The sequence below is a fragment of the uncultured Prevotella sp. genome (assembly GCF_946407605.1).
In the GTDB taxonomy this organism is placed as follows: Bacteria; Bacteroidota; Bacteroidia; order Bacteroidales; family Bacteroidaceae; genus Prevotella.
The window spans coordinates 137,112-158,223 of record NZ_CAMJOS010000003.1 but is presented as its reverse complement, the minus strand read 5'-3'; the positions used below and the strand labels follow the sequence as shown (position 1 = coordinate 158,223).

Sequence of the window (21,112 nt, the reverse complement as noted above, 5' to 3'; positions counted from 1 at the left end):
TATCACGAATGACACGAATTAGAATTTGCGCCAGACCATCTTGTTGACTACGCCAACATATGACTGGATGATGCGTACCACCTTCGTTGATACATTCTCATCTACGTAATCGGGAACAGGTATACCGTGATTACCATCCTTGATAAGGCTTACAGCCACATCAACGCTCTGGAGCAAGCCCTTGGTGTCAATTCCACTCAATACAAAACATCCTTTGTCGAGGGCCTCCGGCCTCTCGGTGCTGGTGCGAATGCACACAGCAGGGAAAGGATGACCAACGCTCGTAAAGAACGAACTCTCTTCTGGTAGTGTGCCGCTGTCGCTCACCACTGCAAAGGCATTCATCTGAAGGCAGTTGTAGTCATGGAAGCCAAGGGGCTCATGCTGAATGACGCGCTTATCAAGCTGGAAACCGCTTGCCTCCAGTCTCTTGCGGCTGCGCGGGTGGCAGCTATACAAGATTGGCATATCATACTTCTCAGCCATCTTGTTAATAGCGGTAAAGAGGCTCATGAAGTTCTTCTCAGTATCGATATTCTCTTCGCGATGGGCGCTCAGGAGAATGTACTTACCCTTCTCCAAGCCCAAACGCTTGTGAATATCACTTGCCTCAATCTCTGCCAGATTATTGTGCAGCACCTCTGCCATTGGGCTACCAGTCACATAGGTACGTTCCTTGGGCAGACCTGTATCTGCCAAGTAGCGACGGGCATGTTCACTATAAGCCATGTTCACATCAGAAATGATGTCAACGATTCTGCGGTTGGTCTCCTCTGGCAGACACTCATCTTTACAGCGGTTACCAGCCTCCATGTGGAAAATGGGGATATGCAGGCGCTTCGCGCCAATAACTGACAAGCAGCTATTGGTATCACCCAGGACCAATACAGCATCTGGCTTCACTTCCACCATCAGCTGATAGCTCTTGGCAATAATGTTACCCATGGTCTCACCCAGGTCATTGCCTACAGCCTCCATGTACACATCGGGATCTGCCAATTTGAGGTCTTTGAAAAAGACACCATTCAAATTGTAGTCGTAGTTCTGACCCGTGTGTGCCAGCAACGTATCAAAGTACTTGCGGCACTCGTTGATGACAGCCGCTAAACGTATTATTTCTGGTCTTGTTCCTACTATGATAAGAAGTTTTAACTTCCCGTTATCTTTAAATTGTGCCATATCGTTTACTTTACAGGATCAAAAAATGTATCTGGTTTGTTTGGATTAAAGATTTCGTTGCAGTACATGACTGTTACGAGGTCTTCTGTTTCGCTCAAATTTATGATATTATGTGTATAGCCAGGAAGCATGTGAACAGCTTCAATCTTGTCACCACTTACTTCCCATTCCAAGACCTTACCATCAGGATCATTGAGGTTGCGCTGCTGAATAAGGCCATGCCCTTTCACTACAATGAACTGCTCGAACTTGGTATTGTGCCAGTGCTGACCCTTTGTAATGCCTGGCTTGCTGATATTGATTGAGACCTGACCTGCATTGAGGGTATGTACCAATTCCGTAAACGAGCCTCTTTCATCCACATTCATCTTCAGCGAGAATGCGGTCTTCTCGTAGGGCAGATAACTCAGATAGGTGCTATACAGCTTCTTTGCAAAGCTATTAGCAGGTATCTCTGGAATCATCAATGTCTTGGGCTGCTCTGCGAAACTCTTTAGCAGTTCGACGATCTCGCCCAAAGTAACATGGTGTGTAATCGGGCAATAGCAATACTTACCGTCTGCCTGTGGCAGCACGTCAAGACCATCAAACTCACAATGATGCTCCTTGCCCTGCAAGCCCGCAATCATCTCGTCCACCAAGTCATCAATATACAGCAACTCCAGCTCCACGCTGGGATCATTCACCGTATACGGCAGGTCATTAGCGAATGCATTGCAGAAAGTAGCTACCGCACTGTTATAATTCGGTCTGCACCACTTACCAAACAGATTTGGGAAGCGGTACACCAGCACCTTAGCGCCAGTTTCCTTGCTATAATCGAGGAACAAATCTTCACCAGCCTTTTTACTGCGGCCATACTCAGAGTTGCCAAAGCGACCTGTCAAGCTGGCCTGCTGGCTGGAACTCAGCATTACGGGACAAGTGTTCCCGTACTTCTTCAGTGTATCAAGCAACGTAGAAGCGAACCCAAAGTTCCCTTCCATAAACTCGCTCTGCTCCTTCGGACGATTCACACCTGCCAGATTGAACACAAAGTCACAATCCTTGCACCATGCATCCAATTCTTCCGGTGTGGAGTCCAAATCATACTCAAACACCGCGTCTACAGTCAGTCCTGGATGCGTCTTATCCTTCCCTGCCTGTATGTTCTTCAATGCCCAACAAAGGTTCTTTCCAACGAACCCCTTGGCACCAGTTACTAATATTTTCATTATCTTGTTTTATTAATTCCTAACTAAAATGGCCTTTCACCTTTTATAAATGAACTTGGCGAACCAATAAGGTCACGATGATGGTATAATCCCATGATAATGACTGGTTCAATATCTTCCTTTGTGACTGCCAACTGAGGACGAAGCCGCTCAACAATCATATCCATATTGCTCATTTCATCACAAGAGACTTTGCTCATCACGAACTCGCGCAGGATAGAACTGATTGCTGCCTGGTTAATCGTATCGCTGTAGCCCAGGGCCTTCAGCCAGGCCTTCATCTCATCGATTGTATGAACATCACCCTTCAGGATTTCCTCCTTCAACGGCTCCGTCACTTCTGAGATATTCTTAATTGGTGGCGTTATGAGTGACATAATTTGTATGAGTCCAAATATTGAGTCCCGCAGGTTTCTTGTCCCGCAGAAAGAGCAGAAGTATTTATCTCACACAGATAACACAGATCATTTTAAAAAGTCCCGCAGAAATGAAGGAAATAGCAGAAATATTTTTGGGGCATCAAAGATGCCTGTTAATCGAGGAACTCGATGTCGGTGGCATGATCGATGGTGATGACAAGAACACCGACATGCTTGAGGGCGATGATGAGGGAGCGGTTCTTGTTGATGCGCTTGATGGTGCCCTCGATGCCCTCGAAATCACCACGGATGAACTTGATGCGGCGTCCTTCATTGCCGAAGATGGCATCATCGTAAGGTACCAAAGTACGACGGTTCTTCTCGTCGAGGACATCCATGGCCTTCATGAACTGGCGCATACGGGCCTCCTCAACGGTGATAATCGTAGAGCTCTGCTCGAGGGTGCGCGCCTTGAAGGTCATATACTGCAGGGGAGCGCAGTCGGGACAGAACATCTTGAGATGGGACAGGGTGTTGATGCAGGAATAGACAAAGATGAGGTTGTGGATGACAGGTTCCATGCTCCTGACAATCTGCTTGTCCTTGTGCTCGAGGACGAGCTTCATGGGGATGTAGTTCTCGATATGCTTGTCGTCGAGGGCCTGCTTGACAGTGAGCTCACGGCGATAGGAGACATACATGGGAAACCAGTGGATCTCGTCTCTGGGAATGGTGCCAGGCATCGTTAGGGGTCCGGTGAGGAAAGACGATAGGAACGAGTGCTCGCGTTCAAAACACGAGTAGCCAGACAGTGTGGTTGTCCTTAACGTCAATCATTATTACTCTGGACCAGAGCTTTTAGGGATTGAACTTTTTATGTTCGCCCAAAACTGGCGGAAGACATAAAAAAAGCGTGGAACCGTTATTGCCCGTTCCACCATCTGAGGCTCTGGAATGCCCATTGCTGTTGAACAGGCAACGTCAGAGCCCACGCCGATATGATTACCATTTACCTTACTATAATATATAATAAGGTACGCGAATAACCAAATCCCGGGACATCTACGTTGCTTAGTCCAAGACAGCGATTGAGAATTTTCCAGATTCCAGATGGTCTCGAACAAAGCGTTAGTAAACGCCTTCAATATGTCTGATATCCTGCTACCCACCACAACCGCCTTGGAGGCCTAAACCTGCCTTGGCATCGGCGTGAGCTATCACTAAACGTTGGTCGTGTGAACACGTTCACGGTGACTTCTGTATTAGCGCATACAGGGAATCGGTTGCAAAGGTACAAAGAAATATCGAAACCTCCAAATTTTGTCACACAGATTATTTTATGTCACACAGATAGCACAGATAACACAGATTTTTTAAAGGCACACAGATATCACGGAAATCACAGAAATATTTAACTAACCACGAATTAAACGAATTACACGAATATTATTTAAGGGCACACAGAGAGCATGTTTTTTATATAAGTCACACAGATAGCACAGATAACACAGATTTTTTAAAGGCACACAGATATCACGGAAATCACAGAAATATTTAACTAACCACGAATTAAACGAATTACACGAATATTATTTAAGGGCACACAGAGAGCATGTTTTATTATAAGGTCACACAGATATCACAGATCACACAGATTTTTTTAACATTAACTATTCTCCCTTCACCCGTCACCATGCACCATTCACCATGATAAGGGCACACAGATCTCACAGATCACACAGATTTTTTCTATTCTCCTTGACCTTCGGTCTAGTCTGCTCACGCTCGACATAGCTCAAACAAGTTCTTGCGTCCCTTCGGTAGCAAGCGGTATAACCGAGCGGGCTCTGTTCTCGCTTACTCGCAGCCTTCACCATGCACCCTTCACCATTGACCATGATAATGTCACACAGATTGCACAGATGGCACAGATTAAATTTTTAAAACGAATGAGAATAATTGGAATAATTAGGAATAATTCAAAAGTCCCGCAGCGTTCGGCATCCTGAAAGGTGATAGATATATCAAATAAAATGCTGGAAATAATAGATTCTTATTGGAAACTCAAGGTATAAAAGTGATATTTCCAAAAAAATAAGCAAATACTTTGGTTATTCGGAAATAATTTGTACTTTTGCAACACTAGAACCCGCCAAGCCTCTCTACGATGCTCAAATGTGCGGGTCGTTTTATATTTTGTCGGTCATGACCGATGAAATTATTCTTATCTGCTACTATCCAATTCTTCCAGGACATCTTATAGGACTCTTTCTGTACATTTATTGAGTAAACTTTTCCGAAGTCTTTTCCGAAGTCTTTTCCGAAATCTTTTCCGAAATGGTTCTCGCGGTCATAGTAGGGTCTAAAGAAAGGAGCTCAAGTATAACTTATTGTCTATCAGTAAGTTCTTTTACGACGCCTTTTACGACATCTTTTCCGACATTAGCATTGTTATCGTCCTTGGGTTCACGTACAATGACACTGAATGCTGTTACAAGATTGACATTGAACTCGGCAGCGGTACTTTGGTTCTCCTTTAATGCTATACTTGCTGTCGTACAACAGTAAGTAGACTATTCATGCCCATGGGACTGAGTAGTTACCTTGATTGATCTTTCATGTTAATTATGATTAAAAGATAAGATTAAAACTTGTGTTATTCTATTTTAATCACTATATTTGCAGAAATTTTGCAAAATTGAAATCAAGATGGTATTACAAATTCGATTAAGTAACTTTTTCTCTATTAACGAAGAAGTGATTTTGGATATGCAGGCAGCGAGTCTTCAGACTAAAGAATCCAAGGACCTGTTGGGTAATACTTTCGTTTGCAATGACGAAAGGTTGTTGAAGACTGTTGCTATCTATGGAGCCAATGCTTCAGGAAAGAGTAACATTATCAAAGCGATAAGGGCTTGTGTTCAAATGATCTTTGAGTCGCATAATTATAACGAGAACACAATCTTTGCCTTTACTCCATTTAAGTTTGGTGGCGTTGGTAAGCCAAGTAAATTCTATATCCGTTTCTTGATAGAGGGGGTTGAATACGAATATAGTTTCTCCTTGACAAAAACGGAGATTATAACAGAGGAACTGTATTATTATCCTGTTGGTCGAAAAAAGTTGGTGTTCTCACGAGATGAACGCAAAGGGCCAGACAAGAAGGATATCTATGAGTTCCGTTCTGCTATTCGCAGACCTATGGACGTGGCTGGTAATACATCGAAAAAAACGCTCTTTGTATCTCGTGCCAGTCAGATGGATCGTGATGTAGCTAAGGATGTGTTCCGCTATTTTAATGAGCGTTTTATTTTGAACTATTTTGGCTATAATAGCTATTCCATAGAGTCGCTTTTGAATGAGAACAAGGACTTGATTTTGAGGGTGCTCAAGGCTGCAGATAGTGATATTATAGATATTCGTAGTCAGCACGAACTGAGGTCGCTGACAACTGCTGTCTTTGATCCTCTGAGCAATCAGTTACTTTCAAGGGATGATATACAAAAGCCTCAGTTGAAGATTACGACTTTCCATAGGAATAATCCGGAAGTCCCATTTGATTTTTATTCAGAGGAGTCGAGTGGTACTCAAGAGTTCTTCCACATGATGTTGACTATTCTGAATATCATCAAGGGCAACAAAGTTCTTCTGATCGATGAAATATCGATGGGACTACATGTGAATCTGGTGGAGTATATTCTTAATCTGTTCCATCAAAGTGAATCGGCTCAGCTCATATTCTCTACGCATAATACTAATCTGCTCAACATGAGAAAGTTGAGGAAAGACCAGGTGTATTTCGTTAATAAGCGTGATGATGGGTCTTCAGATTTGTATTCTCTCTTTGATTTTAAGGATTTCCGTGAGAATATGGATGCAGAGAAGGCATACTTGCAAGGTCGTTTTGATGCAATCCCCTATATTGACGAATCGTCGACTAACTTAAAACGACTTGGCTAAGATGGGAAGAAAAGTTCGTATATCTAAGGGAAAACAAATGAAGCCCAACTTCTTTGTTTTCTGTGAGGGTGAAACGGAGATCGCATATGTCAAATTCCTGCGTTCATTGTATCGTGCTCCCATTCAGGTCATAGTAAAGAAAGGCAAGTCGAATATTTCGGAAGACTATATTGAGCGCTCCCAAAATGAATATGTAAGAACTGAGCAAGATAAAGTCTTTTTGATGTATGATTTGGACGTTGATGGGATGTTGGAACAACTGCAAAAGATACCTAATGCAGAACTGATAGTCTCTAACCCGTGTATAGAACTATGGTTCTTGTTACATTATCAGGAGCAAAAATCTGAGATTTCGTCTGTTAAGTGTGTTCAGAAATATCAGAAGGTATCGAAAGGATACAAAAAGGGTGTCTTGTCTGAAGAAGAGAAGGCTGTGTTTACTAAAAATAGAGAGTCGGCTGTAGAAAGGGCAAAGAAACTTGCAGCATTCCAAAATCCTTCTACAACGGTATTTAAACTATTGGAGGAATTGAAAGGATAGTAAAAAAATCCGTGTAATCGAAAGACTACACGGATTTTAATTAAGATTTTAAAATCCTTACTTGACCTCCTCGAATGAGACATTCATTGATTTACAACTACTTGCGTGAGCTTGGCGTTTCAATGTTGCAAAATGCTTAAAAGCATCCTTGTAGCAAACATCTAATAACCAGTGGCAAAGGTACTAATTTCTTCCCAATCTGAGATAAGAAAACCAATAAAAAGTTGAGAACAACTCCATTTTTTAACAAAAGGCTTGGGAGATTCGGAAATAATTCGTACCTTTGCATCGCTAGAACCCGCCAAGCCTCTCTACGATGCTCAAATGTGCGGGTCGTTTTATTTTTATACAATGATCAACAGAGTACCATTTCAGAAATCATATACCAATGCGCATGACCTTGTCAGGTTATTGCAGTCACGTGGTTTGACGGTTACAGTAAGTTGGGCAAGGAAATGATGGCTGCATGTTTCTAATGGGATAGTGACATAGAATGAAAAACCGGCGATAGGAGAATTCCTTATCGCCGGCTAACCTAAAGATATAATATGAAATAAGTAGTTGTTTTCTATCGGGGGAGGTTGAAGGCCTTGGACATCTCCTTCATCTGCTCATCGCTCATGCCTTCGGGCTCGAAGCCCATGCACTTGGCGTTGATGTAGATCTTAGCAGACTTGGAGAGGACGTCGATCTGGTCGAAGGCATCCATGACATCAGTGCCCTTAGCAAAGACGCCATGCTTCTCCCACATCACCACGTCGTAGTCCTCGAGTTCCTTCAGCGTGGCATCAGCCAAGGCATTGGAGCCAGGGAGGGTGTAAGGCACGATGCCCAGGCCCAGCGGACAGAAGGCCTTGGTCTCGGGAATCATTGACCACAGGATCTTCGTCAGCACATCCTTGCCGAGGAAGGCACGGTTGTGACTCATGGCCACCAGCTCGATGGGATGGGTATGGACAGTGGCCTTATAACCAGAGTTGGTCTCTATCTGACGGGCATGAACGGTGAGGTGACTGGGCAGTTCGCTGGTGGGCATCACAGCCTGGTCGGCAATGATGACATAAGAGGCGCAATCGTCGAGGATGCGGATGACAGAGCCATTGGCCATAGGCCAGCGTGCCAGGTCGCGCATACGCTTGCCAGTACCCTTACAGTAGAAATAACAGCCCTTGAGGGCAGGCAGTGTGACGCCAATCTGCTTCACGTCGCTGATGGCAGGCATACAGCGGATCTCATCATCGGCATACTCCGTGATGTTCACCGTGATATTACCACCATTACGCTCGGCCCATCCGTTTTGCCACAGATAACCAGCTACCTCTGCTATTTTCTCGATCTCTGCCTTCAGGGCAGGACGTCCGTCTAAGATACTCTTCATAGTTTGATGCTTTTTGACGTTGCAAAGATAGTTGTATTTTCATGGTTTAGCCACAGGTATTTGATTTTTATACCACGATTTATGATTTTTAAAAAAAATAAGATAAATTCTTTTGTGCTATTCTCGTTTTTTTGTAACTTTGCGGTCAAATAACCAGAAACATAAAATATCAAGAATCATTATGGCAAAGAAAGCTGCTGAGAGCGAAGCTCTTACACCGCAACAGGAGAAACTAAAGGCCCTGCAGGCCGCCATGTCGAAGATTGAGAAAGACTTCGGCAAGGGCTCTATCATGCGTATGGGCGAAGAAAAAATCGAAAATGTAGAGGTGATACCCACCGGCTCTATAAGTCTGAACGCTGCACTGGGCGTGGGAGGCTATCCCAAGGGACGTATCATCGAGATATATGGTCCAGAATCGAGTGGTAAGACCACGCTGGCCATCCACGCCATTGCCGAGGCGCAGAAGGCTGGCGGTATTGCAGCCTTTATCGATGCAGAGCATGCCTTCGACCGTTTCTATGCACAGAAGTTGGGTGTGGATATCGACAACCTGTATATCTCGCAGCCAGACAATGGTGAACAGGCACTGGAGATTGCAGAACAACTGATCCGCTCTGCTGCTATCGACATCATCGTCATCGACTCTGTGGCTGCCCTGACACCGAAGAAGGAGATTGAGGGTGACATGGGCGACTCGGCAGTGGGTCTGCATGCACGTCTGATGAGTCAGGCCCTGCGTAAGGTAACCTCGACCATTGCCAAGACCAACACCACCTGTATCTTCATCAACCAGCTGCGTGAGAAGATTGGTGTGATGTTTGGCAATCCTGAGACCACCACTGGTGGTAACGCCCTGAAGTTCTACGCCTCTGTACGTCTGGACATCCGTAAGGTGACCACACTGAAGGATGGCGAACAGCCTATTGGCAACCAGGTGCGCGTGAAGGTGGTGAAGAACAAGGTTGCTCCTCCTTTCCGTAAGGCTGAGTTTGAGATCACCTTCGGTGAGGGTATCTCGAAGATTGGTGAGATTGTGGATCTGGGCACGGAGTATGGCATCATCACAAAGAGTGGCTCATGGTTCTCGTACGGAGACTCTAAACTGGGGCAGGGCCGTGATGCCGTGAAGGCGCTGCTCAAGGACAATCCCGAGCTCTGCGAGGAGATTGAGGCTAAGATTATGGAGAAACTCAAGGAGAGTTGAAAGGTGAAAGTTTCAACTTTCAACTTTTATTATTGAGTATGTTCACGTCAACACGGTTGAAGGGGAACATGAAGCCACGCTCCTTCAACATCTGATAGACCGTTTCGTTGAGGTTGAAATAGACCTCCCAGTAGTCTGGACCCTTACACCATGAACGGGTGACGACAGACACGCCACTGTCGCCCAGACGGATAAGGCCTATCCACGGGGCTGCCACGATGGGAGAGTCATCGACAGGGGCCTGAAGCACCTTGGGATGATGCTGCAGGATATCCATGATGGCTGCCTTGACCTCGTCGTAGTTAGCACCATACTCAAACTGGAACTCCAGGTCCACACGACGATAGAGCTCCTTGGAAGAGTTCTTCATGGTGCCACTGCTCAGCGCACCATTGGGAATGAGGATGATCTGGGCATCGCCTGTACGGATGATGGTGTTGAAGATTTGAATCTCCTTCACAATGCCGGCATAACCCTGTGCCTCGATGAAGTCACCCACCTTGAAGGGACGGAACAACAGGATCATCACACCACCGGCGAAGTTCTGCAACGTACCGCTCAAGGCCATACCCACGGCCATACCTGCTGATGCAAACAGGGCGATGAACGAGGAGGTCTCGATGCCCAGGATGCCTACGATGATGATGACCAGCACGAACCATAGCACCACGTTGATGATGCTGCTGAGGAAGGTGTAGAGCGTGGTGTCGACCTTGCTGCGCTGCAACATCTTCGTAAACAGCTTGATAAGGAGTTTGATGAGGTAGCGACCCAGGAAATAAACGATGATGGCCACCACCAGGTTCTTACAGAACGACAGTCCCCACTGCCATAACTGCTCGTAGGGCACTGCTGCAAAAAGCTTGTCTAAAATACTACTCATTATTTTAATAATTTAATTCTCTATTCATCATAGGGGCAAGCCCCTACGCTAGGTTATTTAACCCCTTCAGGGGCTATTCTCTTTGACCTCCGGTCTATTCTCTTTGACCTTCGGTCTAGTCTGCTCACGCTCGACAATGATCAAACGAGTTTGTCATTGTTCTCGCTTACTCGCAGCCTTCACCTTTCACTTTTCACCTTTCACCTCAATTTCCTCTCCCCTAATGCCAAGGGCAGCCATGAGGGAGTAGCCAAGGATTTCCTGCTGGAAATGTCCACCAGCCTGGGGCGACATGGAGAATACTGTGATGCGCTTATTGTCATCAGCCTGACGGAGGACATCGCGCACCTTATTATATATCGCGTCGCTGGGAATGACCATCACACGCTTCACGCTGTCCTGCTGTAGCACGGTCTGCAGGGTGTCAAGGAAGAGCTCGTCCTTGTCAACGAAGCCCTCACCATTGGGTGTGCTGAAACTGAACTCACCCAGATTGCCGTTGAAGGCCATGCCATTCAGATCGTCAAACCGTCCTGGCGCAAAATTCTTCATCTCTGACAGGTTCTTGTCATGGGTCAGTATCACTACAGTCTGATGCTCACCCTGGCGCAGTCCACCATCCAAGGCGATACACTCCGCCCAACGGGCCATGTCAGCCTGTGGGATACGCCTCTCCAGCATCCGTTCGAAGTTCACTATCAGGTCGAAAGCCACACCATCAACGAAGCTGGCATCGGCTATTATCACATTTTCATTCATTGCATTATTGGTTCTTTGGTCATCTCATCCGTAAGCGGTATTCCTGAGGCGTGATGCCCGACAACTTATGGAACAGGCGGATGAAGTAGGAATGGTCGCTGAAGCCCAGCTCGTAGGCTATCTCCTTGACAGGCTTGTCGGTTGTGAACAGCAGCAGCTGGGCACGCTCCACCTTCTTCTTATTGATATACTGCACTGGCGACACACCTGACTCACGCTTGAAAAGGCGGATGAGATAGGGCTTGGTGATGCAGGCCACATTGGCCAGCTCATCGACATCGATATTCTGGTAGATATGACTATGGATATGCTCCAGCACCCGCTTCATGCGTTCATCCTGCGTCCACACCTTCAGCGAGGCACGACGCATGAATCTCGAAAACAGGGTCAGGATGGCACCACGCAGTTCCATCTTCAGCCAGAGCTCCATGTTCTGATAACGCTGCACATAGTCCGAGAACAAGATGGCATTATCGTAGGCTTGGGGATTACTCTCCGGCAAACGGGCATCAGGCAACAGCTGACACATGGTCTGGAAGATGAGCTCGTCATTCTCACACCCCTCCACCTCTGTGGGGAAGTCATAGAACTCCATGAGGTTGAGCTCGCTCTTGAAGCCTTCGTAAACATGCAGATAATAATGGGTGAAGAGTCCTGTACACTCATAGGAATGCATCGTATGGGCTGGAATGATATAAAGTCGTCCAGGGCGCAGCGTCACGGTATGGTGAGACAGATGCAACAGTGCCTCGCCCTCTGACACATAATAAATACGTGTGAAAGGCGAACTGACGTTTTTCCAATTCCAGTCGCCATTATGCCGTGCCAACCCAACGTTGAGCATCAGCAGGTTCAAGGACTCTATGGGTATCTGCATCGAAGGAGAGGGCCTTACAGTTCCAGGTCGCCGTCGTGAATCTCATGCCAGGGCAGTCCCTGCTTGTTCAGCTGCTCCATGAAGGGATCGGGATCGAACTCCTCAACGTTGTGCACGCCAGGTTTCTTCCACAGGCCCTTACAGAACATCATGGCACCTATCATAGCAGGTACGCCAGTGGTATATGATACACCCTGCATGCCTGTCTCCTCATAGGCTGCACGATGGCTGCAGTTGTTATAGACATAATAGGTGTGCTCCTTGCCATCATTGCCAATACCACGGATGCGACAACCAATAGAGGTCTGACCCTCGTAGTTCTCGCCCAGGTCCTGGGGGTTAGGCAGCACAGCCTTCAGGAACTGCAGGGGCACAATTTTTACCTTGGCTACGCCAGAGCCATCAGCCAGTGGAGCCTCGTACTCTACCTCGTCGATACGGCTCATGCCAATGTTCTGAATCACCTCGAGGTGTTTCAGGTACTGCTGACCGAAGGTCATCCAGAAGCGTGCACGCTTGATGGTGGGATAGTTGATGACCAGCGACTCAATCTCCTCGTGGTGCAACAGGTAGCTGTCGCGAGGACCGATCTCTGGATAGGTAAGATCCTTGTGAATCTCCAGAGGCTCTGTCTCCACCCACTTACCATCTTCCCAGTAGAGACCCTTCTGCGTAATCTCGCGGATGTTGATCTCCGGGTTGAAGTTGGTGGCGAAAGCCTTGTGATGATCGCCAGCATTACAGTCCACGATATCCAGATACTGAATCTCCTTGAAGTGATGCTTGGCAGCATAGGCTGTGTAGATAGAGGTTACACCTGGGTCGAAACCACAACCCAGGATAGCTGTCAGACCAGCCTTCTCGAAGCGCTCACGATAGGCCCACTGCCATGAGTACTCAAAGTGAGCCTCGTCCTTGGGCTCATAGTTGGCCGTGTCGAGATAACTGCAGCCAAAAGCCAGACAGGCGTCCATAATCGTCAGGTCCTGATAAGGCAGGGCCAGGTTGACAACCAACTCGGGCTTGTAGTCATTAAACAAAGCCTTCAGCTGCTCCACATCGTCAGCATCGACCTGAGCGGTCTTGATGTCCAGCTTATAGCCAGCCTTATGGATATCCTCAACTATCTTGTCGCACTTTGCCTTGCGGCGACTGGCAATCATAAACTCCGTAAACACGTCAGCGTTCTGCGCAATCTTGAAGGCTGCTACCGTAGCCACGCCTCCAGCGCCAATCATTAATACTCTGCTCATATCTTTTTTTATTTTTCTTTTCACCTTTCACTTTTCACCTTTCACCTTATTTTTTAATGCTCGTCACCAGTTTGGTTTTCTTGTCGAAGTACACACAGGCATAGGGCTTTCCAGGATGCTTATACGTCCAGGTATAGTAGTTGCCTTCCTGACCCTTGCCAGTAGGTTCACCCAGAGCCAGTTTGACCTCGTTTTCCGAATAGCCTACACGTACCATGCTCTTCTGGATGTCAGTAATATGCTCTTTCTTCACACCTTCCAACTTCAAAGGATTACCCGTGGCAAAGAGGTTGAAGAAATAATCCTCATGCTGTCCGGCAATATCGCCTATCACACTCTCACTCTTGAAGGTCACCTGTTTCACATATTCTCTGCCAGAACCTGTGCCTGTGAGTGTCATCTTGACATAGTTAGTGCCACGCTGGGCACGGATATCCTTAATGCGGAAGGTTGACAGACGTGCCACACTCATGGTCTTACCCTGAGCACTCTCCATCGTCGTGGAATACAGCGTGAAGACCTCCTGACCTACATATTTCTTATAAAGCGAGCTTGCTGCCATATTGTCAGCAGGCAGTTCAAAAGCGCCCTTGAAGGTATGAATAATCATGTTACTGATGCCATACTCATCGTCACGCAGTCCACTGTTGGTACGACTGATAGCCACATTCTGGTAGAACTCACGTCCGTCTTTGTCTGCCACGATTATCTTGACAGGGAAGTTGCGCGTGCCAACACCAATAGCCACCACCTTCACCTCCGTACCCTCGGGCACATCAGTAATAATGTCATAGCCATCGCCATCCAACTCAGTGTCAACATAATACTCTTTTGCCACCGTGAACAGTGTAGTGTCTTTCAACAGCTGACGGGCTATGTCCACATCGCCCAGATAGGCCAGTGTAGAGACGCCCAGCTTACCTAGGCAGTAGTCGTCGAACGAGGCTGTGGGCACCTCGAAGAAATAGGTCTTGCCATCATCCTCACAAGTGAAGTTGATGCGTTCGTGCAGACCTTTATGGTTCTCGTCACGACCTTTATATACCATAATTTTATGGCGCAGCTTCAAACTGCTGACCATCTGTCCGGTAATCGAGTCACCAAAGGTCTTGATCACCATGTCTTTCTTGTCAGGTATCACCATGAAGCGCATGCCTTCCTTCCAGTCGCACATACTGTAGTAGTGGAAATTCTTCTCCAGAAAGTCTTTCGGCTCCTCTTCCTGCTCTTCAGCAGCCTCTGCTTCGGGCGTTGACACCTTGGCCGTTTTCTTGGCCTGCTTGGTTTTCACAATGTAATTATTCTCCTGAGCCTGTAGCGTCATGGCCATGACAGCCATCACCGTCATCATCAGAATTCGTTTCATATCACATGATTTTGTATTAATACGACTGCAAAGATATATCTTTTTTTTCACTTATGACAAAATGACGCGACAAAAAATGGTTTTTTGATTAATTTTATACTTTTGGCACACGCTTTGCTATTCATTCAGCGATATAATTTCGTAAATAACAATTAAAAAATATACAATTATGGGAAAGATTATTGGAATTGACCTGGGTACAACTAACAGTTGTGTTGCCGTATTCGAAGGCAACGAGCCCGTTGTGATTGCAAACAGTGAAGGCAAGCGTACCACGCCTTCAGTAGTAGGTTTCGTCGAGGGTGGCGAGCGTAAGATTGGCGATCCCGCCAAGCGTCAGGCTATCACCAACCCGAAGAACACCGTTTACTCTATCAAGCGTTTCATGGGTGAGACATGGCAGCAGACCGAGAAGGAAATCTCTCGCGTACCATTCAATGTCGTTAACGAGGGTGGCTATCCCCGTGTTGACATCGATGGTCGTAAGTACACCCCACAGGAGATCTCTGCTATGGTGCTCCAGAAGATGAAGAAGACCGCAGAGGACTATCTGGGTCAGGAGGTGACAGAAGCTGTTATCACCGTACCTGCTTACTTCTCTGACTCTCAGCGTCAGGCCACCAAGGAGGCTGGTCAGATTGCAGGTCTCAACGTACGTCGTATCGTCAACGAGCCTACGGCAGCTGCCCTGGCCTACGGTATCGATAAGACCAACAAGGATATGAAGATCGCCGTGTTCGACCTCGGTGGTGGTACCTTCGATATCTCTATCCTCGACTTCGGTGGTGGTGTGTTCGAGGTGCTCTCTACCAATGGTGACACACACCTGGGTGGTGACGACTTCGATCAGGTAATCATCGACTGGCTGGTACAGGAGTTCAAGAACGACGAGGGTGCCGATCTGAAGAGCGATCCTATGGCTATGCAGCGTCTGAAGGAGGCTGCCGAGAAGGCTAAGATTGAACTGTCAAGCACCACTTCCACAGAGATTAACCTGCCCTACATCATGCCTGTAGCTGGTGTGCCCAAGCACCTGGTGAAGACCCTCACACGTGCTAAGTTCGAGCAGCTGGCCCACAACCTGATTCAGGCTTGTCTGGTGCCCTGTCAGAACGCTGTTCGCGACGCAGGCATCTCTACATCAGATATCGACGAGGTGATCCTCGTAGGTGGTTCAAGCCGTATCCCCGCTGTGCAGACCCTCGTGAAGAACTACTTCGGCAAGGAGCCTTCAAAGGGTGTGAACCCCGATGAGGTGGTGGCTGTAGGTGCTGCTATCCAGGGTGCCATCCTCAACCAGGAGACTGGTCAGGACATCGTGCTGCTCGACGTGACTCCTCTGACCCTGGGTATCGAGACCCTGGGTGGTGTGATGACCAAGCTGATCGATGCCAACACCACTATTCCTTGCAAGCAGAGTCAGGTATTCTCTACCGCAGCTGACAATCAGACAGAGGTGACCATCCACGTGCTGCAGGGCGAGCGTCCTATGGCTTCTCAGAACAAGAGCCTCGGTCAGTTCAACCTCACCGGCATCGCTCCCGCCCGTCGTGGTGTGCCTCAGATCGAGGTAACCTTCGACATCGATGCCAACGGTATCGTAAAGGTAAGTGCCAAGGATAAGGCTACCGGCAAGGAGCAGGCCATCCGCATCGAGGCTTCATCTGGTCTGTCACAGGACGAGATCAACCGCATGAAGGCCGAGGCCGAGGCTAATGCTGAGAACGATAAGAAGGAGCGCGAGCGCATCGACAAGATGAACCAGGCCGACTCGATGATTTTCCAGACCGAGACCTTCCTCAACGAGAATGGTGACAAACTGGGCGCCGACAAGGCTAACGTAGAGGCTGCTGTCAATCAGCTGAAGGAAGCTCACAAGGCTGGTGACGTCGCTGCTATCGACACAGCAATGAACAATCTGAATCAAGTGATGAACGCCGCTACTCAGAAGATGTACCAGCAGGCTGGTGCCCAGCCCGGTGCTGATGCTGGTCAGCAGCAGCAACAGCAGCAGACCAACAATGCTCAGGACGACATCCAGGATGCCGACTTCGAGGAGGTCAAATAAAGTGCAAGCCGAGAGCAATGCCATGCTTGCATGAGCATAGCCGAGGCGCAGCCTTTACTCGACGAAGTCAAATGAGACGCATAGGTAAAGACATAACAAAACGCAACGAAATAGCGTGTAGCTCAATGAGTTACACGCTATTTGTTTTTTATGCCCTCATGTTTGCTATGTGCTTATCTGCGGTGGCGACCCAGAAGGGAAGCGAGAACAGAGCGATACAGGATTATTCTGTATAATTATGGTCCACGACAACAGCAACCTGCGTGTCAGGCACCAGAGGTTGTATCTCATTGGTAAGTTGGCTGACGAGGGCAGCGTCATCATGAACGGAAATATCAGGTACGATATCGATAGAGAGATATTTGTCTTTCTCTGAATAGTAGAAACCATGCACCTGAACAATATCCTTGTGGGCAGCGAGACTCTGCATTACCTTCGACTGCAACTCAGTACGACGGTTCTCGCCTGTAGCGACGGCATAGACTCCCACCGTCATGATAATACCGTGATGCTCGTACATCTGCATGGTAATCTTACGCGTTAGACCATGAATGTCGTGAGCCGACATGGTGTCATAAACGTTGATGTGCAGTGAACCGATCTTCACATCAGGGCCGTAGTTATGCAGTATCAAGTCGAACACACCATGAACGCCTTCGAAGTCGGAAACCTCCTTCTGAATCTGTTTGGCAAAATCAGCCGAAATGCTCGTACCCAGCAGCTCGTTGACAGGCGAAGCCAGCATCTCGATACCAGCCTTGATGATCACAATGGAAATCAGTGCACCCAAGATGCCATCGAGCGACACGCCCCACAAAAGCATAACACCAGCCGAGACGAGCGTTGCCAGCGTGATAACCGCATCAAACAGCGCATCCGAGCCGGAAGCTATCAGCGCGTCACTCTTCAGCTGTTCACCCTTGCGCTTGACATACTGGCCAAGAATGAGCTTTACTACGATGGCCACCACGATAACCACGAGTGTGGTCGTCGTATACGAAGGCTCCGTAGGGTCGAAGATTTTCTTTACCGACTCAATAAGTGAGGTGAAACCTGCCGACAGCACAATGACGGCGATGATGATGGCGCTGAAATACTCGATGCGCCCGAAACCGAAAGGATGCTTCCTGTCGGCAGGGCGCTGTGAGAGTTTCGTACCTACGATGGTGATGACACTCGATAGTGCATCGCTCAGGTTGTTGACAGCATCCATCACGATGGCCACACTACTGGCCAGAATACCGACTGCGGCCTTGAAGCCCGCCAACAACACATTAGCTATAATACCAATCCAACTGGTACGGATGATTTCCTGACTTCTGTCCATAAAAAGTTGTTAATGCGTTTCATGCTTTATTGAACTTCGTCTTCGGCTGTTTGCAGCGTGGGCAGCGCCAGTCATCTGGCAGGTATCCACCAAGATGACTTCGTTGCCGGTGTCTATCAGATAGTTCTGCAGACTGCCACGATAGCGGATGTTCATGTCAAACTTCTCTTGTCCTTCCTCGCCACCAAATGCGAATGGCTGAGAATAGAATCCGTCTTTGCGGAATTTTACTGCTTTGATGTCCATAGTCTTTTCTTGTGTCATGATCTGATTTGTTTTATGTGAATACTATTGTTTGATAGTTCTTGACGGCAAAGTTACAAAAATTAATCGAAACAAATGCTGATATGCTCAAAAAACTCCATAAACAAGCCAAAATTTGATTAAAAGACCAATCTTTTGGTGAATACATGACAATATTCATGCTTGTTATATATAATGTGTATTTGAAATATCTTTTGAAATAAACGACTTCCATTTGATGTTCTTAGTGACAATCCCCATTCAATAATCCGTGTGGTCGAAAGATTACACGGATTTTTTTGTTTACACAATTAACTTATATTAACTTGAGATTACTTTCAAATTATTATTTTTTTTGTATTTTTGCAATCAAATCATCTATTAACAGGACAAATTGACATTAATTAATTACTAACATATACCATTATGAATAAGAAGAGTTATTTCAGTATTGTAGTGATTTCAACCACTATGTTAGGGGCTGTGACACTCTCATCATGTAGTAAGCATGATGACTATTATTACAGTGAGGAGCGAGTGGAGCAGGTCGTTAACGAGAAGTACGCTGTTGCTTTTGAGAAAGCGTTTGGCAAGGTTGACTCTAACGTTGACTGGGGCTTCAGCAGCAGGAATGCCAATGCACGTACCCAAACCCTTACCCGTTCTGTAGGCACTTATGCCTCGTTCAGAGGCGACATCAGGCCTACTATTACTTTCCCAGTAGATTGTGATGCCAGCAATTTTAATCCTGATCTTACGAATATACCTTCTTATGACGAATATTTGATAAGCAAAGGTACACAATATTGGCACCCTGAGGCAATAACTGATGGAGGAGTGGTTTATATTGATGCAGTCCAGCCTATTGGAATTACTGGCGGCACTGAAGATTCACATGCAAAACTTTACATCAAGGCAGGAACGTATGATTTCAGAGGCGTATCGTTTGTTTTAAACAAGAATACAGATTTGTATCTATTAGAAGGCGCAACTGTTACATTCGACAACACTGTTACTTCTACTGCCATTTTTGATATATACATTGCTTCAGGAGCCCAGCTGATAGCCAACGGCGAAGACGGTTTAGTAGCTAATTCTGGTGCCCGTGTATATAACCATGGTACAATTACATGTTCAAAATTTGCAGTTAACTCGACCAGTTTCCTCTATAATGTAGGCACTGTTGAGGCAGGCAGCGTGAATGCGGAAAGCAATAATAGCCGTGTCGTCAATGACGGCACCATCACTTCTGCCGCTGTTGTGGTCAATGCAGGTGGTGTGCAGAACAATGCCGAATGGACTGTTACGGGTACTACCGAGGTCAACTCCAACAACTCTGGTTGGGTTAACAACGGACATTGGACCACTCTTAACTATTCATACATAGGTGGAAGCGAGAACGTTATCAACAATTGTTTCCTGGAGGTGGAGTATGATTTTGCCATGAACATCTCATCAGAAAATGGCGCATTTAAGATTGATGGTGGTGGCGGTGTGCTGACGAAGTATCTTGATGGAGGAAGAACAAGTTCTGGTGCTGTAGCAGGGCCATTTGTCATCACCATGGGACCGGAAGCTGTCTTCGTAGTTGAGGAAACAGCTATTCTTGAGTCAGGACGTGGTGGTGAGGACGGATACGGAATCTTTGGTCCTTCCACAGGCGAATATGCTGTGTTCCAGGCCAAGGATATTGTCAGAGATCCCAATCTTGAAAACAATAGCAATCATGGTGCAGTAACCTATGGCGGCAACCTCTACGTGTCTGCTGAGACCCATTTCGCCCAGGGCGACGATGGTAACAATCCGTTTATCTACGAGACAGATGGGTTCAGCATTGCCAACAATATCTACGCAGCAGGCTTCAACCCAGGCAAGCCCGACATCAATATTCCCGAGACACCCTGTTGTCCAGGCTTCAAGGGCGGTGCCCCACTCTATCGCGTGATTGCTGAGGACCTGTCAGCAGCAGAAGCTGGTGACTTCGACTTCAACGATGTGGTCTTCGATGTTGTGAAGGCAGAAGGTGGCAAGACCACCCTGAAGCTGATCTGTGCTGGTGGCGTGCTTCCGTTGAAGGTCATGGGTATTGAGGTTCACGGTTTGTTTGGACAGACAACACCTAACGCACAGGGCACCTATCAGATGTATAACACAGGTGCTGGTCCCGAGGTAGAACCCGTTACCTTTGAGATTGATGGCGAGTACACAACTCCTGAAGAGATTAAGAACATCAAGATTGAGGTATTAAAGGAGGGCATCTGGATGGAGCTTAAAGCCACACGAGGCGAAGCTGCATGTAAGATTCTGGTTGACGATACGTTCGAACCTGTCCCAGAAAGAACAAACATTGCTGACGAGCATAAGAAATTCACCATCTACGTACAAGGTGAATTCCAGGATGATTTCTGGTGGAAGTAATCACATCACATCCTGATAATCATCACATAGGGCCCGCTGAAAAGCGAGCCCTATTTTTATTCCTGTATCGTTATCCTAAA

17 protein-coding genes are annotated in these 21,112 nt (G+C 46.9%); 5 read left to right on the top strand and 12 right to left on the bottom strand.

From position 1 onward, the window contains the following. Nucleotides 1–18 precede the first annotated feature (18 nt). From wecB to Q0R57_RS02540, 4 genes are all read right to left on the bottom strand, one after another. Nucleotides 19–1,179 (bottom strand): UDP-N-acetylglucosamine 2-epimerase (non-hydrolyzing), encoded by a 1,161-nt coding sequence (wecB, locus tag Q0R57_RS02555; protein ID WP_294743612.1) that lies wholly within the window; start codon nucleotides 1,177–1,179, stop codon nucleotides 19–21. Between the two features lie 5 nt (nucleotides 1,180–1,184). Next, nucleotides 1,185–2,393, bottom strand: coding sequence for an NAD-dependent epimerase/dehydratase family protein (locus tag Q0R57_RS02550; RefSeq protein ID WP_294743610.1), 1,209 nt, complete (start codon nucleotides 2,391–2,393; stop codon nucleotides 1,185–1,187). Nucleotides 2,394–2,416: 23 nt separating this feature from the next. After that, entirely contained in the window at nucleotides 2,417–2,770 is a 354-nt protein-coding gene (locus Q0R57_RS02545) for a hypothetical protein (protein ID WP_294743608.1), read from the bottom strand. A gap of 155 nt (nucleotides 2,771–2,925) precedes the next feature. Beyond that, nucleotides 2,926–3,585, bottom strand: a complete 660-nt coding sequence (locus Q0R57_RS02540) for a UpxY family transcription antiterminator (protein ID WP_294743607.1) — start codon at nucleotides 3,583–3,585, stop codon at nucleotides 2,926–2,928. A 1,876-nt stretch (nucleotides 3,586–5,461) separates the two neighbouring features. Between Q0R57_RS02540 and Q0R57_RS02535 the strand changes: the two genes are divergently transcribed. Both Q0R57_RS02535 and Q0R57_RS02530 read left to right on the top strand, forming a co-directional pair. Beyond that, nucleotides 5,462–6,712 (top strand): ATP-binding protein, encoded by a 1,251-nt coding sequence (locus Q0R57_RS02535; protein ID WP_294743605.1) that lies wholly within the window; start codon nucleotides 5,462–5,464, stop codon nucleotides 6,710–6,712. A 1-nt stretch (nucleotide 6,713) separates the two neighbouring features. Beyond that, nucleotides 6,714–7,253: an RloB family protein gene (locus tag Q0R57_RS02530; RefSeq protein ID WP_294743603.1), complete on the top strand. Its 540-nt coding sequence runs from the start codon at nucleotides 6,714–6,716 to the stop codon at nucleotides 7,251–7,253. A 568-nt stretch (nucleotides 7,254–7,821) separates the two neighbouring features. Here the strand turns inward: Q0R57_RS02530 and rhaD are convergent. Beyond that, the gene (gene rhaD / locus Q0R57_RS02525; RefSeq protein WP_294743601.1) at nucleotides 7,822–8,631 is read right to left on the bottom strand and encodes a rhamnulose-1-phosphate aldolase; all 810 of its coding nucleotides are present in this window, start codon (nucleotides 8,629–8,631) and stop codon (nucleotides 7,822–7,824) included. Between the two features lie 181 nt (nucleotides 8,632–8,812). Here rhaD and recA point away from each other — a divergent pair, with 181 nt between their 5' ends. Next, a complete protein-coding gene (recA, locus tag Q0R57_RS02520; RefSeq protein WP_294743599.1) occupies nucleotides 8,813–9,838 on the top strand; it encodes a recombinase RecA in 1,026 nt (341 codons plus the stop codon). A 19-nt stretch (nucleotides 9,839–9,857) separates the two neighbouring features. On the opposite strand, the gene Q0R57_RS02515 is transcribed toward recA, so the two are convergent. The 5 genes from Q0R57_RS02515 to Q0R57_RS02495 form a co-directional block, all read right to left on the bottom strand. Next, nucleotides 9,858–10,721, bottom strand: coding sequence for a mechanosensitive ion channel domain-containing protein (locus Q0R57_RS02515; RefSeq protein ID WP_294743597.1), 864 nt, complete (start codon nucleotides 10,719–10,721; stop codon nucleotides 9,858–9,860). 186 nt (nucleotides 10,722–10,907) lie between these two features. Next, nucleotides 10,908–11,480, bottom strand: a complete 573-nt coding sequence (locus tag Q0R57_RS02510) for a DUF6621 family protein (protein ID WP_294743595.1) — start codon at nucleotides 11,478–11,480, stop codon at nucleotides 10,908–10,910. Between the two features lie 19 nt (nucleotides 11,481–11,499). Beyond that, complete coding sequence (locus Q0R57_RS02505; RefSeq protein WP_294743593.1) at nucleotides 11,500–12,357, bottom strand: AraC family transcriptional regulator; 858 nt, start codon at nucleotides 12,355–12,357, stop codon at nucleotides 11,500–11,502. A gap of 14 nt (nucleotides 12,358–12,371) precedes the next feature. Then, a complete protein-coding gene (locus Q0R57_RS02500) occupies nucleotides 12,372–13,610 on the bottom strand; it encodes a saccharopine dehydrogenase family protein (protein WP_294743591.1) in 1,239 nt (412 codons plus the stop codon). A 46-nt stretch (nucleotides 13,611–13,656) separates the two neighbouring features. Continuing rightward, entirely contained in the window at nucleotides 13,657–14,976 is a 1,320-nt protein-coding gene (locus tag Q0R57_RS02495) for a hypothetical protein (RefSeq protein ID WP_294743589.1), read from the bottom strand. A gap of 169 nt (nucleotides 14,977–15,145) precedes the next feature. On the opposite strand from Q0R57_RS02495, the gene dnaK reads away from it, so the two are divergent. Further along, nucleotides 15,146–17,044 carry a molecular chaperone DnaK gene (gene dnaK / locus Q0R57_RS02490; RefSeq protein ID WP_294743587.1) on the top strand — a complete coding sequence of 633 codons (1,899 nt, stop codon included), beginning with the start codon at nucleotides 15,146–15,148 and terminating at the stop codon, nucleotides 17,042–17,044. Between the two features lie 223 nt (nucleotides 17,045–17,267). Here the strand turns inward: dnaK and Q0R57_RS02485 are convergent, their stop codons facing one another. Together Q0R57_RS02485 and Q0R57_RS14720 are read right to left on the bottom strand one after the other, a co-directional pair. After that, nucleotides 17,268–18,371 (bottom strand): cation diffusion facilitator family transporter, encoded by a 1,104-nt coding sequence (locus tag Q0R57_RS02485; RefSeq protein ID WP_294743585.1) that lies wholly within the window; start codon nucleotides 18,369–18,371, stop codon nucleotides 17,268–17,270. 19 nt (nucleotides 18,372–18,390) lie between these two features. Continuing rightward, nucleotides 18,391–18,453 carry a rubredoxin gene (locus tag Q0R57_RS14720; protein WP_366516825.1) on the bottom strand — a complete coding sequence of 21 codons (63 nt, stop codon included), beginning with the start codon at nucleotides 18,451–18,453 and terminating at the stop codon, nucleotides 18,391–18,393. 587 nt (nucleotides 18,454–19,040) lie between these two features. Between Q0R57_RS14720 and Q0R57_RS02475 the strand changes: the two genes are divergently transcribed. After that, nucleotides 19,041–21,032 (top strand): hypothetical protein, encoded by a 1,992-nt coding sequence (locus Q0R57_RS02475; RefSeq protein WP_294743582.1) that lies wholly within the window; start codon nucleotides 19,041–19,043, stop codon nucleotides 21,030–21,032. The last annotated feature ends 80 nt before the right edge of the window (nucleotides 21,033–21,112 follow it).

Bases quoted from the DNA above. Each gene is read 5' to 3' on its own strand.
- wecB (WP_294743612.1), bottom strand. From the start codon at position 1,179: ATGGCACAATTTAAAGATAACGGGAAGTTAAAACTTCTTATCATAGTA.
- Q0R57_RS02550 (WP_294743610.1), bottom strand. From the start codon at position 2,393: ATGAAAATATTAGTAACTGGTGCCAAGGGGTTCGTTGGAAAGAACCTT.
- Q0R57_RS02545 (WP_294743608.1), bottom strand. From the start codon at position 2,770: ATGTCACTCATAACGCCACCAATTAAGAATATCTCAGAAGTGACGGAG.
- Q0R57_RS02535 (WP_294743605.1), top strand. From the start codon at position 5,462: ATGGTATTACAAATTCGATTAAGTAACTTTTTCTCTATTAACGAAGAA.
- Q0R57_RS02530 (WP_294743603.1), top strand. From the start codon at position 6,714: ATGGGAAGAAAAGTTCGTATATCTAAGGGAAAACAAATGAAGCCCAAC.
- rhaD (WP_294743601.1), bottom strand. From the start codon at position 8,631: ATGAAGAGTATCTTAGACGGACGTCCTGCCCTGAAGGCAGAGATCGAG.
- recA (WP_294743599.1), top strand. From the start codon at position 8,813: ATGGCAAAGAAAGCTGCTGAGAGCGAAGCTCTTACACCGCAACAGGAG.
- Q0R57_RS02515 (WP_294743597.1), bottom strand. From the start codon at position 10,721: ATGAGTAGTATTTTAGACAAGCTTTTTGCAGCAGTGCCCTACGAGCAG.
- Q0R57_RS02510 (WP_294743595.1), bottom strand. From the start codon at position 11,480: ATGAATGAAAATGTGATAATAGCCGATGCCAGCTTCGTTGATGGTGTG.
- Q0R57_RS02505 (WP_294743593.1), bottom strand. From the start codon at position 12,357: ATGCAGATACCCATAGAGTCCTTGAACCTGCTGATGCTCAACGTTGGG.
- Q0R57_RS02500 (WP_294743591.1), bottom strand. From the start codon at position 13,610: ATGAGCAGAGTATTAATGATTGGCGCTGGAGGCGTGGCTACGGTAGCA.
- Q0R57_RS02495 (WP_294743589.1), bottom strand. From the start codon at position 14,976: ATGAAACGAATTCTGATGATGACGGTGATGGCTGTCATGGCCATGACG.
- dnaK (WP_294743587.1), top strand. From the start codon at position 15,146: ATGGGAAAGATTATTGGAATTGACCTGGGTACAACTAACAGTTGTGTT.
- Q0R57_RS02485 (WP_294743585.1), bottom strand. From the start codon at position 18,371: ATGGACAGAAGTCAGGAAATCATCCGTACCAGTTGGATTGGTATTATA.
- Q0R57_RS02475 (WP_294743582.1), top strand. From the start codon at position 19,041: ATGAATAAGAAGAGTTATTTCAGTATTGTAGTGATTTCAACCACTATG.